This is a genomic window from Paenibacillus sp. PAMC 26794 (assembly GCF_000316035.1).
Classification (GTDB): Bacteria; Bacillota; Bacilli; order Paenibacillales; family Paenibacillaceae; genus Paenibacillus.
In genome coordinates, this window is record NZ_ANHX01000052.1 from 87,708 (window position 1) to 105,230 (window position 17,523).

A 17,523-nucleotide genomic window follows, 5' to 3' on the forward strand; every position below is an offset into this window, starting at 1 on the left:
CAGCTTCAGCATGCGGCCGTTGCTAGGGCAATCGCTTCAGCTACCGATTTCTCAAAGATGGCAAGCACCTCGCCCGCCTCCTGCTCCGTTATATTCAGCGGTGGCAGAAAACGAACAACAGCGGAATGACGCCCGCCCAGTTCCACAATTAATCCATTCTTGAAACATTCACGCTGAATTGACTCAGCCAGCGCACCATTAGGCAGATAATGCCCCAGACGATCTTTGCGTCCCGTTGGATCAACTACCTCAACGCCAATCATCAGTCCTCTGCCTCGCACGTCACCAATCTCTGCATACCGCTCTTTCATTACATTCAGTTGATTCATGAACTGCTCACTGCGCAGTTGTACGTTGTGCAAAACATCCTGTTCCCGAATATAACGAAGTGTCGCAAGTCCCGCTGCCATGGCCAGCTGATTGCCACGGAACGTGCCTGTGTGTGCACCAGGCTGCCATTGGTCCAGCTCTTCTTTGTAGATGACAACAGACATCGGCAGACTTCCGCCAACTGCTTTGGAGCAGATGATTACATCAGGTACAATCCCGGCATGTTCAAATGAAAACATCCGGCCTGTCCGTCCGATGCCTGTCTGCACTTCGTCGATGATGAGTGGAATGCTTCGCTCTGCTGTGATTCGCCGCAGCTCCCTCAGCCATTCGATATCTGCCGGAATGGCTCCACCTTCACCCTGCACCGTCTCCACAATGACCCCACACGGTGCCGCAATACCGCTCTCGCAATCATCGAGCAAGTTCTCGATATACTGTGCGCTTAACCGGGCCGTCATGCCTTCACCAACACCAAATGGGCAGCGGTATTCATAAGGAAACGGCAGGAAATGTACATCGGGCAGCAGGCTTTGCAGATGTTGTTTCTTGCTCAGGTTGCCACTCATCGACATCGTCGCTTGGGTCGAACCGTGATAACCTCCTTGAAAGGCAAGAATAGACTTGCCACCTGTAGCATGTTTGACCAGCTTAATGGCTGCTTCTACTGCATCCGCTCCGGTTGGACCACAGAACTGGATTTTGGCTTTGTCTCGCATCTCTGCCGGAAGAATGGAAAACAGTTCTTGCATATATGCAAGCTTCAGCGGTGTTGCCAAATCCAGTGTATGAAGCGGAATCTGCTGATCCAGAACATCGCGAATGGCGTTGACCACCGTGTCATGGTTATGCCCCAGCGCCAATGTTCCTGCACCAGCCAGGCAGTCGTAGAATACGCGGCCTTCCGTATCGGTAATCTTCACCCCATGGGCCTTGTTAATGACAAGCGGGAAATGTCTAGGGTACGATCTTGCATTGGATTCCTTCTCATTTTGCATCTTCAGATATTCCGTCTGCACCTCTACTGACATAGCCCTCTAACGCTCCTTATAATCGATTCAGGCTGAACCTGCTGCCTGTGTTTCTTGTTCTACATTTTGTATATGACATAGTATTGGTTCAAAATCATGGTAAGGTCCGAATTAAATGATGGTATTCGTCATCTGTTATCCGTTATACATTGTCATCTATACGTTGTTATAAGTCTTAGATTCAAGTTGTTCCCGACACAGGTATTCCAGATATAACCGAACCACATCACGAGTTGTCCCACCATGTGGAAAGACGTGGTGTGTCATATCTGGCAAGGCGTTCACTTCCAGAATGCCCCCTTGTTCTCTGGAGATTGGAGTGCGGATATCACGACAACGAACATCAACTCCTGCTACATCGATCTGAAGAGTCTTTGCCGCCTGAATGATCATTCGGGCATTTTCGGGATGAATGATTTCGGTACAATCCTTGTAGAATTCACTGATTTTTCCGGCGGCAGAATTGCGGAGATCATATAGCTCGATTTCTTTTCCGGCGGCAGGAACTTCATCCAGTGTTGTCCCTTGTGCATGTAATACCTCCAGCAGTCGTTCCGTTTCTGCATCCACTTGGGGAAACGCTTCATACTCGCCAATGGACGTCATCTTAATACGATCCTGATTCAACTGCTCAATTAACGCCCGAACGGTTGAAGTTCCGTCTCCCTCGACATAGACAGGCCGATACTGGTTCACAGCCGCCACTTCACCGTTAATGATCAGCACTCTGTAATCGATCCCGGTCACATATTGCTGTAACATAATGCTGCTGCCGTGGATACTCGCAAGATGAATGGCTGCCTCCAGTTCATCTGCGGTACGCACATCCAACGTCACGCCCATGCTACTGCTCGCATCCAGCGGTTTTACTACAATGGAGCCATGCTTTTCCAGAAAATTTGTTGCTTCGCTTCCCATCTCCGGGATCACGATAAATGATGGTACAGGCATTCCCTGTTCATGTAGCAACATATTACATGCCTGCTTGTTCTTCACGAGCAGTCCAGCAATTAACGGCAAACGATGAGATCTGGTTTTGTTAATGATGATCTCTTGGTCCCCTACAGACAGCTTCAGAAAATCTTCGCATCCCTCAAGAAGTGGTTCACAGGTGATGCCCATTTCTCTCGCTTTGCTTATAATGAGTCGGTTTTGCAGATTATGAATCCCTTTCGGAAACACTGAAAATCCTCCTCGATCGAATGAAGGTGCTCGCTCCTATATAAGTTGAATTAAAGATTATTTACGCTGACACTACAATGACAGAACAACCTTCCAATCGCTGTTATCCCCAGATTTTTTGATTCCCTTATACAAAGGGGAAATCCGGAGATAGCCTATGCTTCCGATGCAGCTTTCTTTCAGAAAGCTTTTAGGCGAAGTGTATGCTTTCGGAGTAGCTTTCTTACAGAAAGCTTGTAGCTCCGCTTTTTCAGGTTTTTTCTGTCCTCTCCGTTGCATGTAAATGATGAATTCAACTTATATTGCTCATACGTTCATCAATATTTATTGTAGTTTAATATTGATAATGATTATCAATATCATATAAAATCTATTTTATGGCAATTCGAGTTATATTGTCAATAATAAACTTTTAAGGAAAAATAAGATTGAATTTGATGTTGGTTTGAGTCGATGAAGGTATGCTTTTATCGAATAGTAGGCACAACAAACCGGGCAAGCCTGGGACATGGTTTTACCATCGGCTTGCCTAATTGTCATCTGTATGATCATACAATGGAGTCGATGTGGAGTTTTGGATAACTATTGAACGAATCAAAAGCGGACTTTTTGATCCTCAAGCCAGTTGTGTATAACGCTGTTCTCCATTCAGCTTCCTTCCCCTTCCATGCGGGATAATGGTTGGTGTGCCGGACAGTGGACCGACCGCAATCTCACACTCCGTCTAAAAAACCTTCCGGACCATGTCCTGTGTAACAATATCTTCCGGTTTACCTTCTGCGTAGATGGACTTGTTGTGAACAGCCACAATGTGATGTAACCCGTTTGCCCTTTTCCCTATAAATGATATTGAAACTCATTATCAATTGAATTGTAATGGAGATGAAACCATTACACAAGCATTTTATTTGGAAAAACTCCTCACTCCCTGTCGAACTCTGTAAATTCATCAAACAACATTAAATAAAGATATATTAACTAAAACAATACAATATATATCGATACAATACGCCTCCACACAAACCATATATGTAAATTTTTTCTCTGTAACTTAACATGCACATTTCTCTTCTAACTTCTAGCTTCATCTAATACATGTCCTTTTTGCTGGTGAATCATTATTCATTACTATGTGTTTGACTGATGAATTTACTGTAAAACAATTCCTGTAATTTCTTGTAGCACTATGTTAGATTATCCATTGGAATAAAATCACACCTATAGATAGGGGAATTTAACACGTGAAGAAATCATGGGTACTATCAATCATTATTAGTTTTGTTTTGCTCGGTGGGGTATTCGCACCTGCAGGGTCCTATGCCGCTGCTGCGGATGACTCAACCACTACATATTCGGAAGACGAATACTATGAAGTTGACACGTTGGAAGAAGAACCGGAACTTACAGCCGAAGAAGAAGATTTCCTGAACTACCTGGATGCATTGACTGATCCAGCGGTATACGAGAAGAAAGCAATGGATGCAGTGGGTGGCAATACATACATTACTTCTTCCAATCGCAAGTCCTTTTATTTGAAACTGAACAATACAGCAATCCCTAACTACACCAAGTATGTTTCCATGCTGAAACAGATCAAACCGGAGAATGCTGAACTGAAAAAAATCCATGCCAAACTGATCAAAGGCAGCTATGCTCAGCTTGAAGGATATCAATTGTTCAAAAAGTCTGTTGCCAAAACGAAAGTAAACAGCACGCTCCTTAAACAAGGAAATGACAAGATTGCATCAGGAATTAAAAGCATTCAACAATATCATGCTGAAATCAAAGCCTACGGCGAAAAACTCGGCTACCAAATGTAAAACAGCCACACATGTATAACGTCAGATTGCACTATTCTGGCGTTCACCGTGTGAATGGAATCACCGCTTTATCCTTTTTAAATATTTTGAAATTTAAGGAAAAAAAGTGTTTTCTTTTGCTGAGTTAGTTCGTATAATAACACTATAATCAAAAGGCTATGCTGCCGAAAGGTACAACCTCGTGAACAATTGAGGTTGTGCCTTTTTTGCGTTTAATGGCCACTTTTATCTGAATTTCATCATCTGACGAGGAGTGATTCACATGATTCTTGAAGCCGTTTACCATCGCCCCAAACTCAATTGGTCCTATGCTTATGACCGCTCGACCATGCACCTGCGACTTCGGTCCAAACGCGGCGATCTGGATGCGGTGATCGCCATTACCGGGGACAAATATGCCTGGGATCGCACAATCACACACATTCCCATGAACATCTTTGCCCGGGATGAAATGTTCGATTATTGGGAAGCCGAGACTTCACCTCCCTATCGCAGATTACGGTATGGTTTCCAATTGATTCAGGGAAAGGAATCGGTCTGGATGACGGAGCGCGGATTCGAGCAGGCGCTGCCTGATCATCCACTTGAATTCTTTGATTTTCCATTTATGAATCCGGTCGACATTTTTGAACCGCCTGCTTGGGTTAAGGACGCCGTATTTTATCAGATTTTCCCTGAACGTTATGCCAATGGCGATCCATCCATCAGTCCCCAAAATGCAGAACCCTGGGGAGGGGAACCCACACCGGTGAACTTCTTTGGCGGCGACCTCCAAGGTGTACTGGATCATCTCGATCATATAAGTCAGCTTGGCATCAATGCCATCTACTTCTGTCCGCTGTTCGAGGCCACGACGAACCACAAATACAATACAGGCGATTACATGAAGGTTGATCCTCACTTTGGAACCAATGAGCAGTTCAAAGCGTTCGTGGACGCCTGTCATCAGCGCGGCATACGCGTTGTTCTGGATGCGGTATTTAATCATTCCGGCAGAGAGTTCCCTCCTTTTGTCGATGTCATGAAGAATGGAGCCTCTTCCCCCTACGCAGACTGGTTCTATATCAAAGACTGGCCGCCACGTGTGGAGGATGGTATACCAACTTATGACACCTTTGCCTTTGAACCGCTTATGCCAAAGCTGAATACGGAACACCCTGAAGTGAAGGCGTACTTGCTGGACGTAGGACGTTTCTGGATTGAGGAGATGGACATTGACGGCTGGAGGCTTGATGTAGCCAACGAGGTAGATCATCAGTTCTGGCGCGAATTCCGTCAGACGGTAAAAGCCATCAAACCTGATGCTTATCTGCTCGGTGAGATCTGGCATGATTCGCTCATGTGGCTTCAGGGAGACCAGTTTGATGCCGTGATGAATTATCCGTTTACCAACTCGGTATTGGACTATACGGTACATGACAAGCTCGACGGACTCGGATTTGCCAATGAGATCGGAAAACTGCTTGCAGCCTATTCACAACCTGTAACGGAAGCGGCCTTCAATCTGCTCGGAAGTCATGATACACCCAGACTGCTGACCTTGTGTGATGGAGACGAGCGAAAGATGAAACTTGCCGTTACGTTGTTGCTTACGTATCCAGGTGTGCCATGTATCTATTATGGAGACGAAGTGGGTCTTGACGGGGGATATGATCCGGGTTGCCGCAAGTGTATGGAGTGGGATGAAACCAATCAGAATCGCGAGCTTCTGGAATTCTTCACCCATACCATTGCCCTTCGTAAAGAGCACCCTGCCCTACGCAGCACAGAACTGAAGATTGTATATGCAAAAGCCGGAGACCCTTGTCTTGCCATCGAACGATTGGATTCGCATACGGGAGAGCGCATGCTTCTTGTGCTGAATGCGGGTGATGAGCCGTGTACCCTTGAACTTCCTTTGGCAGATCGTAACGTCTGGCGAAATCTGTTCACATTAAACGCCGTGGAAGCTCGGCAAAACAAACTGACCCTCGATCTGGAAGCATACGGATTCTCCCTGATGCAACTTGAGGTGAAACAACCAGCCGAGGCCTGAGATAAATACAGCTAACAAGGGGAAATAACTTCAAATAGGCTGTCCTCCAGGTGATATGCTCCCCATAAAGTAGACAGGTAAAATAATAAAATCCTGTTACTGTATGGGTAGCATATCAGACCAAGGACAGCCTCTTCTGTATCTTATACGTCATATTCTAACGAACCCAGCACACCTTATTCGCTTCATTATACGCGGGCTAAAGGCCTAACGAATTAGAGAGACCTTATTTGTCCAATACGTCGATTTTCGAGAGCAGAAGCCGTATTTTTGACGCAATAACGTTACTGAGATTCGTTAGGTTTTTACTTTTCTTGATTATCCCCTCAATACGATGTTTGAGGTTCGTTAGCGATAGCCATTCAAGCGAGATAAAACTCTTCGAGGCAGCGCTTTTCCAGATAGGTTAAAGTTGACTACTCTCCCGCCTGATACTCATTGATGACAGCGACCTATTTCCCAGCCGAGGCGAAGGATATCGAAGTCATCGGTTTTCGTATTTTCTTCATTCTTGAACTTACGAGAGCTTCCTGTGTAATTACGATTTTCTGCGGAATCTTGTACGAAGGCAGCTTGTCCTGACAATATTCCCAGATGGATCGCCGCAGATCGGTGAGAGTACATTCTGTAGCCAGCCGGATAGTCACCTTCACCCTCTGACCCGTGATACCACTCTGTTCTCCCGAAACTACGGCCGCTTCAATACATTCCATCTCTTCCAGAACACCCTCAACTTCGGCAGGATACACTTTCCGTCCACCTACATTAATGATCTCGGAACGACGTCCCAGAATACGAATGTACCCCTCTTCCATTACGGCTTCATCTCCTGTTCGCAGCCATCCATCCTCTGTAAAGGGTGATGGTGCATTCAAATATCCGATCATCGCGGTTGCCGTATGAATCTGCAATTCTCCTTCTACCACCCGGTACTTGACCCCTTCGTCTTGAATGGAAAACAGCAACGAGCCTGGCTCTTTGGAACGGGTTGGCAGAATGCCAAGTTCAGACATGCCATAGGCTTGTATCGTCCTTAGTTGTGGAAATCTCCGGTTCCAGGCTGCCAGTACGGATTCAGGCATCACTTCCGATCCGTATGACACAACTTCGAGACTCGACAGATCATACCCCTCATCATTTCTACCCAGCAGCAACAGATTCATGAATGTTGGGGAGACAGGCAGTGCCTGCACACGAAACTTCTCAATCGTTCGGCACACTTCTTCGGGAGATCGATCCGCAATGATACAGAGACAGCCCCCACTGGACAGGGATTGCAGCATGGTATTCACACCGCCGATATGATCAAACATCATGAATGGAATCGTTCGCAAAGGCCGAACCTGCCGCCGAAAACCATGTAACAGCCGATCTGCACGATGCACAGTCGCTTTACTCACTCCGGTTGATCCGGATGAAAAGAGTACTAGTCCGCCTACGCCCTCCTGTACCAGCGAGGATAACAACACAGGAACCTCTCCAGAGGATTCACACGTTTGCCGAATGCACAACTTGCCTTCTTCAACGCCCAAACGCCACTTCACCTGTGCCAGCTGGATATATTCCTCTCGTTTGGCTTCAACCAGGTTCCGATCCATGGGGAGCACGATACACCCTTGTCCGAGCAAAGCAACCAATGCTGCCGCTGCATAGGGGGAATAGTCTTCCTCCAGCGTTACAAGTTGCCCAGTCAGCCCTTCTGCTGTAATCCACTTACTCATGATGCCAACCTGGTCCAGCAGCCACCGATAGCTGTACTCCTGATCTTTCCAGATCAGCGCAGGTTGCTGTCCCTGCTCCGCGAATCGTTCAAGCAAGAATTGGTTCAACATCTTGCATCCTCCTCACCGGCAGGCGCCCATTGCTGTGCGAGATAATCAACAAGTGAACCTACGGTCTGATATGGGCTTTCCGGCATGGAAGCAGCAGCCATCTCCGCCAGTGCGGCTCCCATCCCCGTCCCCCATCGATCTTCAATTCCCTGCTCTACCACTGCAAGCAATGACACGAGTTCCAGCGAATCCAGTTGCCCACTTCGTCCGTACAGTGGAGCATTACCACCCTCACCAAGTGGAATCGTTGTATTATGGTACGCGTTTAACTCCCGGCAACTATCCAATACGATACGGAGCAAATCCTCCCTGTGTTCTTGTCCAATTATCAACACAGCCTTACGTGGGAAGCAATCTGCCTGAGGTATGGACTGTCGAAGTGACTCATACCAGTGCCATTCATCGGTGACCAACATTTTAATTACACTTGTTAGCTGTACTTTCCACTGCTCACGCTGCTTTATCCGACTGACCTGAAGCATATTGTAGGCCTTCTCCCAACGTACAATGATCTCGCTGAATTCTCTCGCATATTGATCAAGTGGAGAACCTAGCCATAAGACAGACTCCTGAAGAAGATCTCGAAGAAAATATCGACTCCATCGCATATCAAACAGCAGACCCGATATCAGCATTTCATTGGCCTGCTCCCCTTCATTCGCCTCATGCAGTGCATCTAAGAGTCGCAGAGACACCGCATGTCCAAAATGAAAATTCTGCTCTCCTTGTATAATCGTCCGGCCTGTCAGAAACTCTTCAATCTGTGTTGTCAGCGATTGGGTCAACATGTCTCGGTACCCGGCAGAGTCAAGCTTCACAGTCGCCCGAATATCCATGGTGCCAAACGTTCGAAGTTCTTCTTTGCGCTTCGCCTGAGCAAGCTCGGGTATGCTTTGGTTACCTTTCCAGAAATCATGAAAGGCCCTTTGAGCAACCTCCCCCTTATACTTGGAGGGCACGGGATCGTAGACGTGAACATGCTCATCTTCCAAACCATATACGGCAATCCAATGGTCTACCAGATGCAATCGGGAGCCTTGCTTCACGTGTTTGCGAATGTACTCGGGATTCTGATAATCCTCACAATAAGGCAGATGATAACTGGTTCCTGTAGCCAAAAAAAGCTCACCTTCGCCAATATGCTGCCGGATCTGCGCCTTGCCTTCCTCGAAGCTGTCCAGCTGTCGCTGACCATACATCTCCCAGATCGGCTCTACATAATCCAGTTTGTGAAAATAAGGCTTCACCAGTCCGTTATCCCCGCACGAAGGAAGACTATATAACCGACTTGCCGCCAGCAGTGCAAGACTTGTGATGGATCCTTGTCGATGGAGCACTTCATGAATCAGAGGGAAATTGCAGGGATAATAATAGGGAATGTCCAGCACTGGAGCGAATGAAGGAATGATCATTTTGGGCCTCCTGTTCCCGTTTTGGCTGACGTACTGCCCCAGGATTGGATTAGGTAATGCACAGACATATCATCTGTCGCTCGAAATACCCGATTGGCAATAGGTTTGCCATCCACATCGGTCTCGAAACGGCGGAAACCACGTGTAAACCGGAAGGAGAACCCACTATCACGTGGGACTCGGTAACTACCTTCATATCGACCTTTACCAGAACGAACAAGCTTCATGCCCATACCACCATATATCGTTTCCTCCGAATTTTCGTCGGGAGCTACCTCTGCACGAATGCAGACCTCTACGTGCGTAGACAATTCAGGAATAACCGTGTAGATGCGTGTAGCAGACAGTTCCCCCATAGTCAGCGTGATGGATGCACTTCCAATACCGACAGGAACCAACTCTCCACTCGAACGAACCTGGATTACATCCGGTTCACTTGAAGTATAATTCCCGTGCAGCAGACTCTGAACCAACCCACTCTCGTAGTGCATTTGTGCATTGATACACACGGTCATTCCACCACGTAGTCCGATGACATCCCTTCCAAGCAGTTCGAGCGAAGAGGGCTTACCCATGTGACCGAACATGTACAGTAACGGGAGGTAAACGCGTGCTCCCCAGTCACCTTCCTGATGACAGGCACCCGGCTGTTCCAGAAATGCCAATTCCTCACCCGATCTGACTCCGCGTTCAAGTAATTGATGAGCTACCCTTCTGACCTGGGAAGGCAGAAACAGACCTTCCGTATCTCCAATATCCATCCACATTCGAACGTCGGGTACCTCTTCTGGCAAGCGATACATAGTCTCTTCCAACAGTCCGCTTTCCGATGTTTCGTGCAGCTGCACATCCACATAGAATGGCGACATCATGATCAGTTTTCCGAAAACATCCGGATTTCGCATCCCCATGTGCAATGTACAAAGTGCCGCGGCAGATGAACCCAACAGCCCGGTATTCTCCTTGTCCGGCAACGTCCGGTACCGATGATCAATGATCGGCTTGAGTTCATGAATGATAAAATGCTCATAGGCGATGCCTGAACAACCCACACTCACGGCCTCTCTCTCCGGAGCGATGTAGTGATAGAATTCGTTGTGCGTGATTGGACGGACATGCGTAATGCCGACAATAATCAGTGATTCAATCTGCCCGGAGGCAATTAGTCCGTCCGCTGCCTGATCCATATTCCATGTTTCATTGCCTGGCCCGGATGGACCAAAAGCCCGCTGCCCTGCATGAACGTACAGAACCGGGTAATACCGAGCTGTCTGCTCATGGTAACCGGGCGGGAGATACACATAAATGTTGCGGATATTGCCCAGCCGTGACGCCTGAATGCCTTCCAAACATTCGATGACAGAATGGGTACTCAACGATCATCAACCGCCTCTCTTCTCCCGATTCGACTGCATAATACAAATAACCCCGCCTCAGAAGAGACGGGGTTGTCCCAGAACACACGTAAGTGTCCCGGGATACATAGCCCTTATATTGTGAATCTGCGAATAGTTTAAATCCCCGGACATGCTTTTGTAAACATAAAAATAGAAAATAAATGCTCCCAAAAAAGTTATTGACATAAGATCCAATATTTCTTACGATAACGTTGTGATCATAACTCGAGGGCCATGCTTTTAAACCTGAGCGGTTTAGGACAACCCCGGTAACTCCCAAAGGAGATGCCGGGGTTGTTGGCGTGTCAAAAGGAGGGAAGTCTTCAATCCACTGCGTAACATTCCGCTGTATTGAAAGCGCTGTTATTCAAGAGCCAGGTTGGTTGTTTATCTAAACTACTATATTCACGAGAAGGGTGGATTACTATGTTTCAAATGGCCAAACGTGTACTCCTCAGCACAACACTGACACTCAGTTTACTTGCAGGGGGCGCACTTCCCTATCTGCCTGCTTCAGCGATCTATGCCGATGCAGATACCGCGGTTACCAACAAGCAGAACTTTAGTACAGATGTCATCTATCAGATCTTTACGGACCGCTTCCTGGACGGCAATCCTTCCAATAATCCTACCGGAGCTGCCTACGATGCCACTTGTAGTAACCTGAAGTTGTATTGCGGAGGCGACTGGCAGGGTTTGATCAACAAAATCAACGATAACTATTTTAGCGATCTGGGCGTTACGGCATTGTGGATCTCCCAACCGGTCGAAAATATCTTCTCCACGATCAACTACGGCGGCGTGATCAACACAGCATATCATGGATACTGGGCACGTGATTTCAAAAAGACCAATCCGTATTTCGGAACGATGGCTGACTTTCAAAATTTGATTACAACCGCTCATGCCAAAGGCATCAAGATCGTAATTGACTTTGCACCGAACCACACATCTCCTGCCATGGAGACCGATACGTCCTTTGCAGAGAATGGCAAGTTATACGATAACGGTAATCTTGTTGGCGGATACACGAATGATACAAATGGATATTTCCATCACAACGGCGGCTCCGATTTTTCCTCCCTGGAGAATGGTATCTACAAAAACCTCTATGACCTCGCTGACCTGAATCACAATAACAGTACCATTGATCAATATTTCAAAGACGCGATCAAGCTATGGCTTGATATGGGCGTGGACGGCATTCGCGTGGATGCAGTGAAACATATGCCTCTCGGCTGGCAAAAGAGCTGGATGTCCTCCATCTATGCACATAAACCTGTATTCACCTTTGGTGAATGGTTCCTTGGATCTGCCGCATCTGATGCGGATAACACGGAATTTGCCAATGAATCTGGGATGAGCCTACTCGATTTCCGCTTTAACTCTGCTGTACGCGATGTCTTCCGGGATAACACATCCAACATGTATGCCCTCGATTCAATGATTACAGGCACAGCGGCGGATTACAATCAGGTGAATGACCAAGTCACGTTCATCGACAACCATGATATGGATCGGTTCAAAACAAGTGCCGTCAACAACCGTCGTCTGGAACAAGCGCTGGCTTTCACGCTGACATCACGCGGCGTACCTGCCATCTATTATGGTACCGAGCAGTATCTGACTGGAAACGGAGACCCTGACAATCGGGCCAAAATGCCTTCCTTCTCCAAAACAACCACCGCTTTTAACGTGATCAGCAAGCTGGCCCCTCTTCGCAAATCCAATCCGGCAATTGCCTACGGCTCCACGCAGCAACGCTGGATCAATAATGATGTGTACGTTTATGAACGCAAATTTGGCAAAAGTGTAGCTGTTGTTGCGGTGAACCGTAATCTCTCCACACCAGCAAGCATTGCGAATCTAAGCACTTCACTGCCAACAGGCAACTACACCGATGTACTGGGTGGTGCACTGAACGGTAATAACATCACTTCCACCAATGGCAATATCTCTTCGTTCACACTGGCAGCCGGAGCAACTGCGGTCTGGCAATATACAACGAGTGAAACAACACCAACGATAGGGCATGTAGGTCCGGTGATGGGCAAACCGGGTAATGTCGTTTCCATTAGTGGACGTGGATTTGGCTCCACCAAAGGTACCGTATACTTCGGTACAACAGCCGTTACCGGTGCTGCGATCACATCGTGGGAAGATACACAGATCAAAGTGACGATCCCAGCTGTTGCCGCAGGCAATTATGCTGTGAAAGTAGCTGCGAACGGCGTTAATAGCAATGCGTATAACAACTTTACCATCCTTACGGGTGATCAGGTCACTGTACGATTCGTCATTAATAATGCTTCTACCACACTGGGTCAGAACATCTATCTGACAGGTAACGTGGCAGAACTCGGCAATTGGAGTACGGGCACAACAGCTATTGGACCTGCATTCAATCAAGTTATCCACGCCTACCCAACTTGGTACTATGATGTAAGCGTGCCTGCCGGGAAACAACTGGAGTTCAAATTCTTCAAGAAAAATGGTGCCACCATTACGTGGGAAGGTGGTTCCAACCACACATTCACCACACCAACCAGCGGTACAGCCACAGTCAATGTAAACTGGCAATAAGACAAACAGTCTACAAGCTAACCCGGAGTTACGCTAACGCAGCGTATGCTCCGGGTTTTGCTGTACCTAGCCAGGTTGCTTAGATTGCTTCTATCCTCTCTCTGATGAATGTGTAGTGCGGGGTTCAATTCATATCATTTTGATGTATCATAAAATGTCATTGATAGGTTCGGATTGACTTTAAGGTTGTAGCGGCCAGAATACCTGTCGCCAGCAGTAATATGCCCACGCCTTGCAGTACAGAAGCTGCCCCCCACTGATCAGCCAATACGGAGACCACCGTCAACCCCAGAATGGGTGCCGTACTGGTAATAGTGCCGACCACGCCATAGACTCTTCCTTGCAGCTCGTCCGGAACGGCTGTCCTCAGCATAATCTGGGTGAGCATCGTACAGCACGCAAACATCGCTCCACCTCCTACGATTAACGGCAGTGCCATGATTGGCGAGGATACGTTCGATAAAAAAATATATATCGGTCCTAACACAATCAGACCGATAAACACCCATCTCCCTCTTCGCTTCAATCGTTTTCCCGAAGCAATCAACAGCGCAGAGCCAATCATATATCCCAGCGGAATACAGGTCTCAATTAATCCAAACTGCACCGGATTCGCCTCCCATACCTTGACCGCCATCACTTGAACCAACATCATCGCCGACATGAAAAACAAAATCAGTACGGGATTGAGTAATACAATGGATCGAATCAGACGATTCCGATAGATGTAGCCAAACGAACTACGCCACTCCTGAGCAAACGTAGTCTGGTGACTAACGGATCGCTGTACCTCTGGAAAGCGGCCCGCAATCAGTACACAGACTGCGGACATCAGGAAGGTTGCCCCTGTAATTAATATGGCAACGAATCCGCCAAATGCAGCAACAGCAACCCCAGCTGCTGCTAGTCCACTGATTCGGGCAAGATTATCCACCATATGAATGGTTCCGGTCGCTTGTTGAATATGTTCTCTGCCAACCATACTTGCTACAGAGGCGTGGAATGCAGGTGCCTGAAACAGGCTTGAAAACATGGAGAGTGAGAGCAACAGCAGCACCACTGGGAACGGCGCATGCCAGCCGAACAAGCTAATCGCAATCAGTACAGCCATTACGCCCCGAAATACATCCGAGGCAAGCATCAGCTTCCTGCGATCCAATCGGTCTGCAACCGTACCTGCCACCGATCCAAACAGAAAGCTGACGGCCATATTGCAGATCTGTACGGCCGCCATGCTCTTCGCACTGCCTGTGGTCTGTAACACCCACAGACTGATCGCGATCCCATTGAAGCAATCCCCAAAAACCGAGATGCCATAGCCGTACAATATCCTCCGAAAGGTAACATTACGCCAAAGTGTTCGCGGAGCTTTGGTATTATGCAATGCAGCTTGTCCATCTTGGTATCCCATAATCTCGGGCTCACTGGACGGGTTCATGCCCATACATCACGTTCCTCCCTAATCATGATTCGAGCCCATACAGAATCAGGCACTTCCGCAGCAGTGCCAGTCGATAAAGACATGACATCACGGAAGTGCCTGAGTTAAGTGAGTGTTACGCTATCGAGGCTAATCATGCAGTCGTTAGCTTAGCTGATGATATTGTCCCTAGTCCTATAATGTTTCTTCCTAGAGTCTGCGTTTACCCTTTCGAAGCTCCTGCCGTCAGACCCTGAACCAGGAATCGTTGCAGGAAAACGAACAGCAGGGTAATTGGAATGGCGATCAGTACCGCCCCCGCAGCGAACATCGTAAAGTTACTGTCCTGATAACGGTTGACCAGATCCCACATGCCCACCGCAAGCGTCCAGTTCTCTTTCGTCCGCAGCACCAATCGAGCGAAGATAAAGTCCATCCAAGCCCCTGTAAAGCTCGTTAACGCCACATAAGTCAGCATCGGCTTGGATAACGGCAGGATGATGCTGGTGAATACCCGCAGGTGACTCGCACCATCCATGCGGGCCGCTTCATCCAGACTGCGGGGAATCGTGTCAAAGAAACCTTTGACGATAAATCCGCCCAGTACCGCGCCTGAAGAATAAACCAGAATGAGCGCAGCGTGGGTGTCGAGCAATTTAATTTGCAGCAAAATGATATAGATTGCAATCATGCTCATGAAGCTCGGGAACATGCCAAGGATCAGCATGGTGGAGAGAATCGTTTTACGTCCACGGAAGCGGAAGCGGGACAGTGCATACATCCCGAGAGTCACCATCAATGTGGAGAAGATCATCGTGAAAAAGGCAATTTTCAGCGTATTCATATACCATCTGCCGTACATAAAGGACGGGTTATTGAACAGCTCCCCGTAATGGGTAAGCGTAAAAGCTTCCGGCCATAACCGTTCACTGAACAATGCCGCACCAGGTCTCAGAGAAGAGAGAAAGATCCAGAGCACCGGGTAGATGGAGACAACGGCGATGATCAGCAACAGCACATAACTCAGGGCCAAACGCAGCGGATTATTACGTGTCTTCATTGAATCATGTCCTCCTCCTTGAATGATTTGGAGCGGCGGAAGTTCCAGATAGAGAATGAAGCGATAATGAGGAAGATAATAATCCCTACCGCTGAAGCCATATTGAACTTGTTATTGTCGAGCGTGAGCTTGTAGAGCCAGGTTACCAGCAGATCCGTTGCCCCTGCGTACTGGTAGTCTCCCCGCAATGGATTTCCGTTGGTCAGCAGGAAGATGACATTGAAGTTGTTGAAGTTTCCGGCGAACTGCATGATAAGTACCGGAGTTGTGGCAAAAAGAATGAACGGCATCGTAATGATCCTGAACTTCTGAAACGCAGATGCTCCGTCCACTTCGGCAGCCTCGTAGAGATCACGAGGAATGGCTGTCAATACACCCAGAATCAACACCATACTGACCGGAATACCGATCCACATGTTGACAACAATGACGGTAACCTTGGCCCAGAACGGATCTGTCAGCCAGGGTAATCCCTCCAGCCCAAATGCTCTCATGTACGTATTGATTGGACCAAACTGACCATTGAACAGATTACGCATGAGCAGCAAGGAGATAATCTGTGGGATGGCATAAGGCAGAATAAAAATCGTCCGCCACAGCTTCTTGAAGCGTATGCCCCGCTGTTCAATCAACAGTGCTACAAGTACACCACCAAAATAGGTGGTGACTGTAGCCAGGATGGCCCAGATGACCGTCCAGGTCAGCACGCCGTAGAATGTCTGACTCCAGGATTTCAGCTGGATCAGATCACTGAACGTCTTGAAGCCCACCCAGTCCACGAGTTTCGCTGGCGGAATATGATCCGGGGCTGAATAGTTGGTAAAAGCAATCGTGATCGTAAACAGGATGGGCATAACGGTGAAAAAAAGAATGCCCAGTGCCGGGATGGACAGAAATAGATATGGAAAGTTTTTGTCCATCATGTTCCGAAGCGAAGCCGCTGCGCCCAAGGTCTGCTTCCCTTCCTCCCTGGCGAGCCCCGTGACGTACGCATCCCGGATATTCAGGATATAAATCAGGATAAACACAAAAAACACCAGCAGTACGATAATGCCATCCAGCAGCAAAAAGATGGAATGGTCTCCCCTTTGAAGTATAGTGGACCCATTCACTTTGACAAAACGCTGTGTATTTTCCCCCAGTGTCCATATGCCCCATACGGCCTGTGACAGCCGAGGAAGCAGGTAAGCAAGCCCTGCCCCCTCCAGTAACAGTAGACAAATTCCCTTAATCCATTGTCGATTGTACAGCTGTCCAAGACCTTGCAGTATGATGGAACATATAGCCGCTGTCATCCGATGATGTCTTTCCCTGTTCGGTCCAACGGGCACCGGGACATGCTGCTGTTGCATTTGCTCTCTCCTCCCCGCCTCTTGCTAACCTGTATATATTGAACAAAAGTGTACTTACACTGACCACTC

At 47.8% G+C, this 17,523-nt stretch carries 11 protein-coding genes; 3 read left to right on the top strand and 8 right to left on the bottom strand.

Features of this window, described 5'->3' with window-relative positions; translation table 11 throughout:
* Positions 1-5: 5 nt before the first annotated feature.
* The gene (locus D829_RS0118780) at positions 6-1,361 is read right to left on the bottom strand and encodes a diaminobutyrate--2-oxoglutarate transaminase (RefSeq protein ID WP_017690465.1); all 1,356 of its coding nucleotides are present in this window, start codon (positions 1,359-1,361) and stop codon (positions 6-8) included.
* Positions 1,362-1,517: 156 nt separating this feature from the next.
* On the bottom strand, positions 1,518-2,543 hold the full coding sequence (locus D829_RS0118785; RefSeq protein WP_017690466.1) for a hypothetical protein: 1,026 nt from the start codon (positions 2,541-2,543) through the stop codon (positions 1,518-1,520).
* A 1,241-nt stretch (positions 2,544-3,784) separates the two neighbouring features.
* On the opposite strand from D829_RS0118785, the gene D829_RS0118790 reads away from it, so the two are divergent.
* A complete protein-coding gene (locus D829_RS0118790; protein ID WP_017690467.1) occupies positions 3,785-4,363 on the top strand; it encodes a hypothetical protein in 579 nt (192 codons plus the stop codon).
* 262 nt (positions 4,364-4,625) lie between these two features.
* On the top strand, positions 4,626-6,398 hold the full coding sequence (locus D829_RS0118795) for an alpha-glycosidase (protein WP_017690468.1): 1,773 nt from the start codon (positions 4,626-4,628) through the stop codon (positions 6,396-6,398).
* Between the two features lie 452 nt (positions 6,399-6,850).
* Here the strand turns inward: D829_RS0118795 and D829_RS0118800 are convergent, their stop codons facing one another.
* Genes D829_RS0118800 through D829_RS0118810 form a run of 3 tightly spaced genes read right to left on the bottom strand, consistent with a single transcriptional unit; the run spans position 6,851 to position 11,018 of the window.
* Positions 6,851-8,230 carry a fatty acid--CoA ligase family protein gene (locus D829_RS0118800; RefSeq protein WP_017690469.1) on the bottom strand — a complete coding sequence of 460 codons (1,380 nt, stop codon included), beginning with the start codon at positions 8,228-8,230 and terminating at the stop codon, positions 6,851-6,853.
* Positions 8,224-9,642: a hypothetical protein gene (locus D829_RS0118805; protein WP_017690470.1), complete on the bottom strand. Its 1,419-nt coding sequence runs from the start codon at positions 9,640-9,642 to the stop codon at positions 8,224-8,226. Before D829_RS0118805 ends, D829_RS0118800 begins: the two co-directional genes overlap by 7 nt.
* A complete protein-coding gene (locus D829_RS0118810; protein ID WP_017690471.1) occupies positions 9,639-11,018 on the bottom strand; it encodes an alpha/beta hydrolase-fold protein in 1,380 nt (459 codons plus the stop codon). Before D829_RS0118810 ends, D829_RS0118805 begins: the two co-directional genes overlap by 4 nt.
* A gap of 447 nt (positions 11,019-11,465) precedes the next feature.
* On the opposite strand from D829_RS0118810, the gene D829_RS0118815 reads away from it, so the two are divergent.
* Positions 11,466-13,622, top strand: coding sequence for an alpha-amylase family glycosyl hydrolase (locus D829_RS0118815; protein ID WP_017690472.1), 2,157 nt, complete (start codon positions 11,466-11,468; stop codon positions 13,620-13,622).
* 157 nt (positions 13,623-13,779) lie between these two features.
* Here D829_RS0118815 and D829_RS0118820 read toward each other — a convergent pair whose 3' ends face one another.
* From D829_RS0118820 to D829_RS0118830, 3 genes are all read right to left on the bottom strand, one after another.
* A complete protein-coding gene (locus D829_RS0118820) occupies positions 13,780-15,066 on the bottom strand; it encodes an MFS transporter (RefSeq protein WP_017690473.1) in 1,287 nt (428 codons plus the stop codon).
* A 199-nt stretch (positions 15,067-15,265) separates the two neighbouring features.
* Complete coding sequence (locus tag D829_RS0118825; RefSeq protein WP_017690474.1) at positions 15,266-16,102, bottom strand: sugar ABC transporter permease; 837 nt, start codon at positions 16,100-16,102, stop codon at positions 15,266-15,268.
* The gene (locus tag D829_RS0118830; protein ID WP_017690475.1) at positions 16,099-17,454 is read right to left on the bottom strand and encodes a sugar ABC transporter permease; all 1,356 of its coding nucleotides are present in this window, start codon (positions 17,452-17,454) and stop codon (positions 16,099-16,101) included. The genes D829_RS0118825 and D829_RS0118830 overlap by 4 nt, the downstream gene beginning before the upstream one ends.
* Between the last annotated feature and the right edge of the window lie 69 nt (positions 17,455-17,523).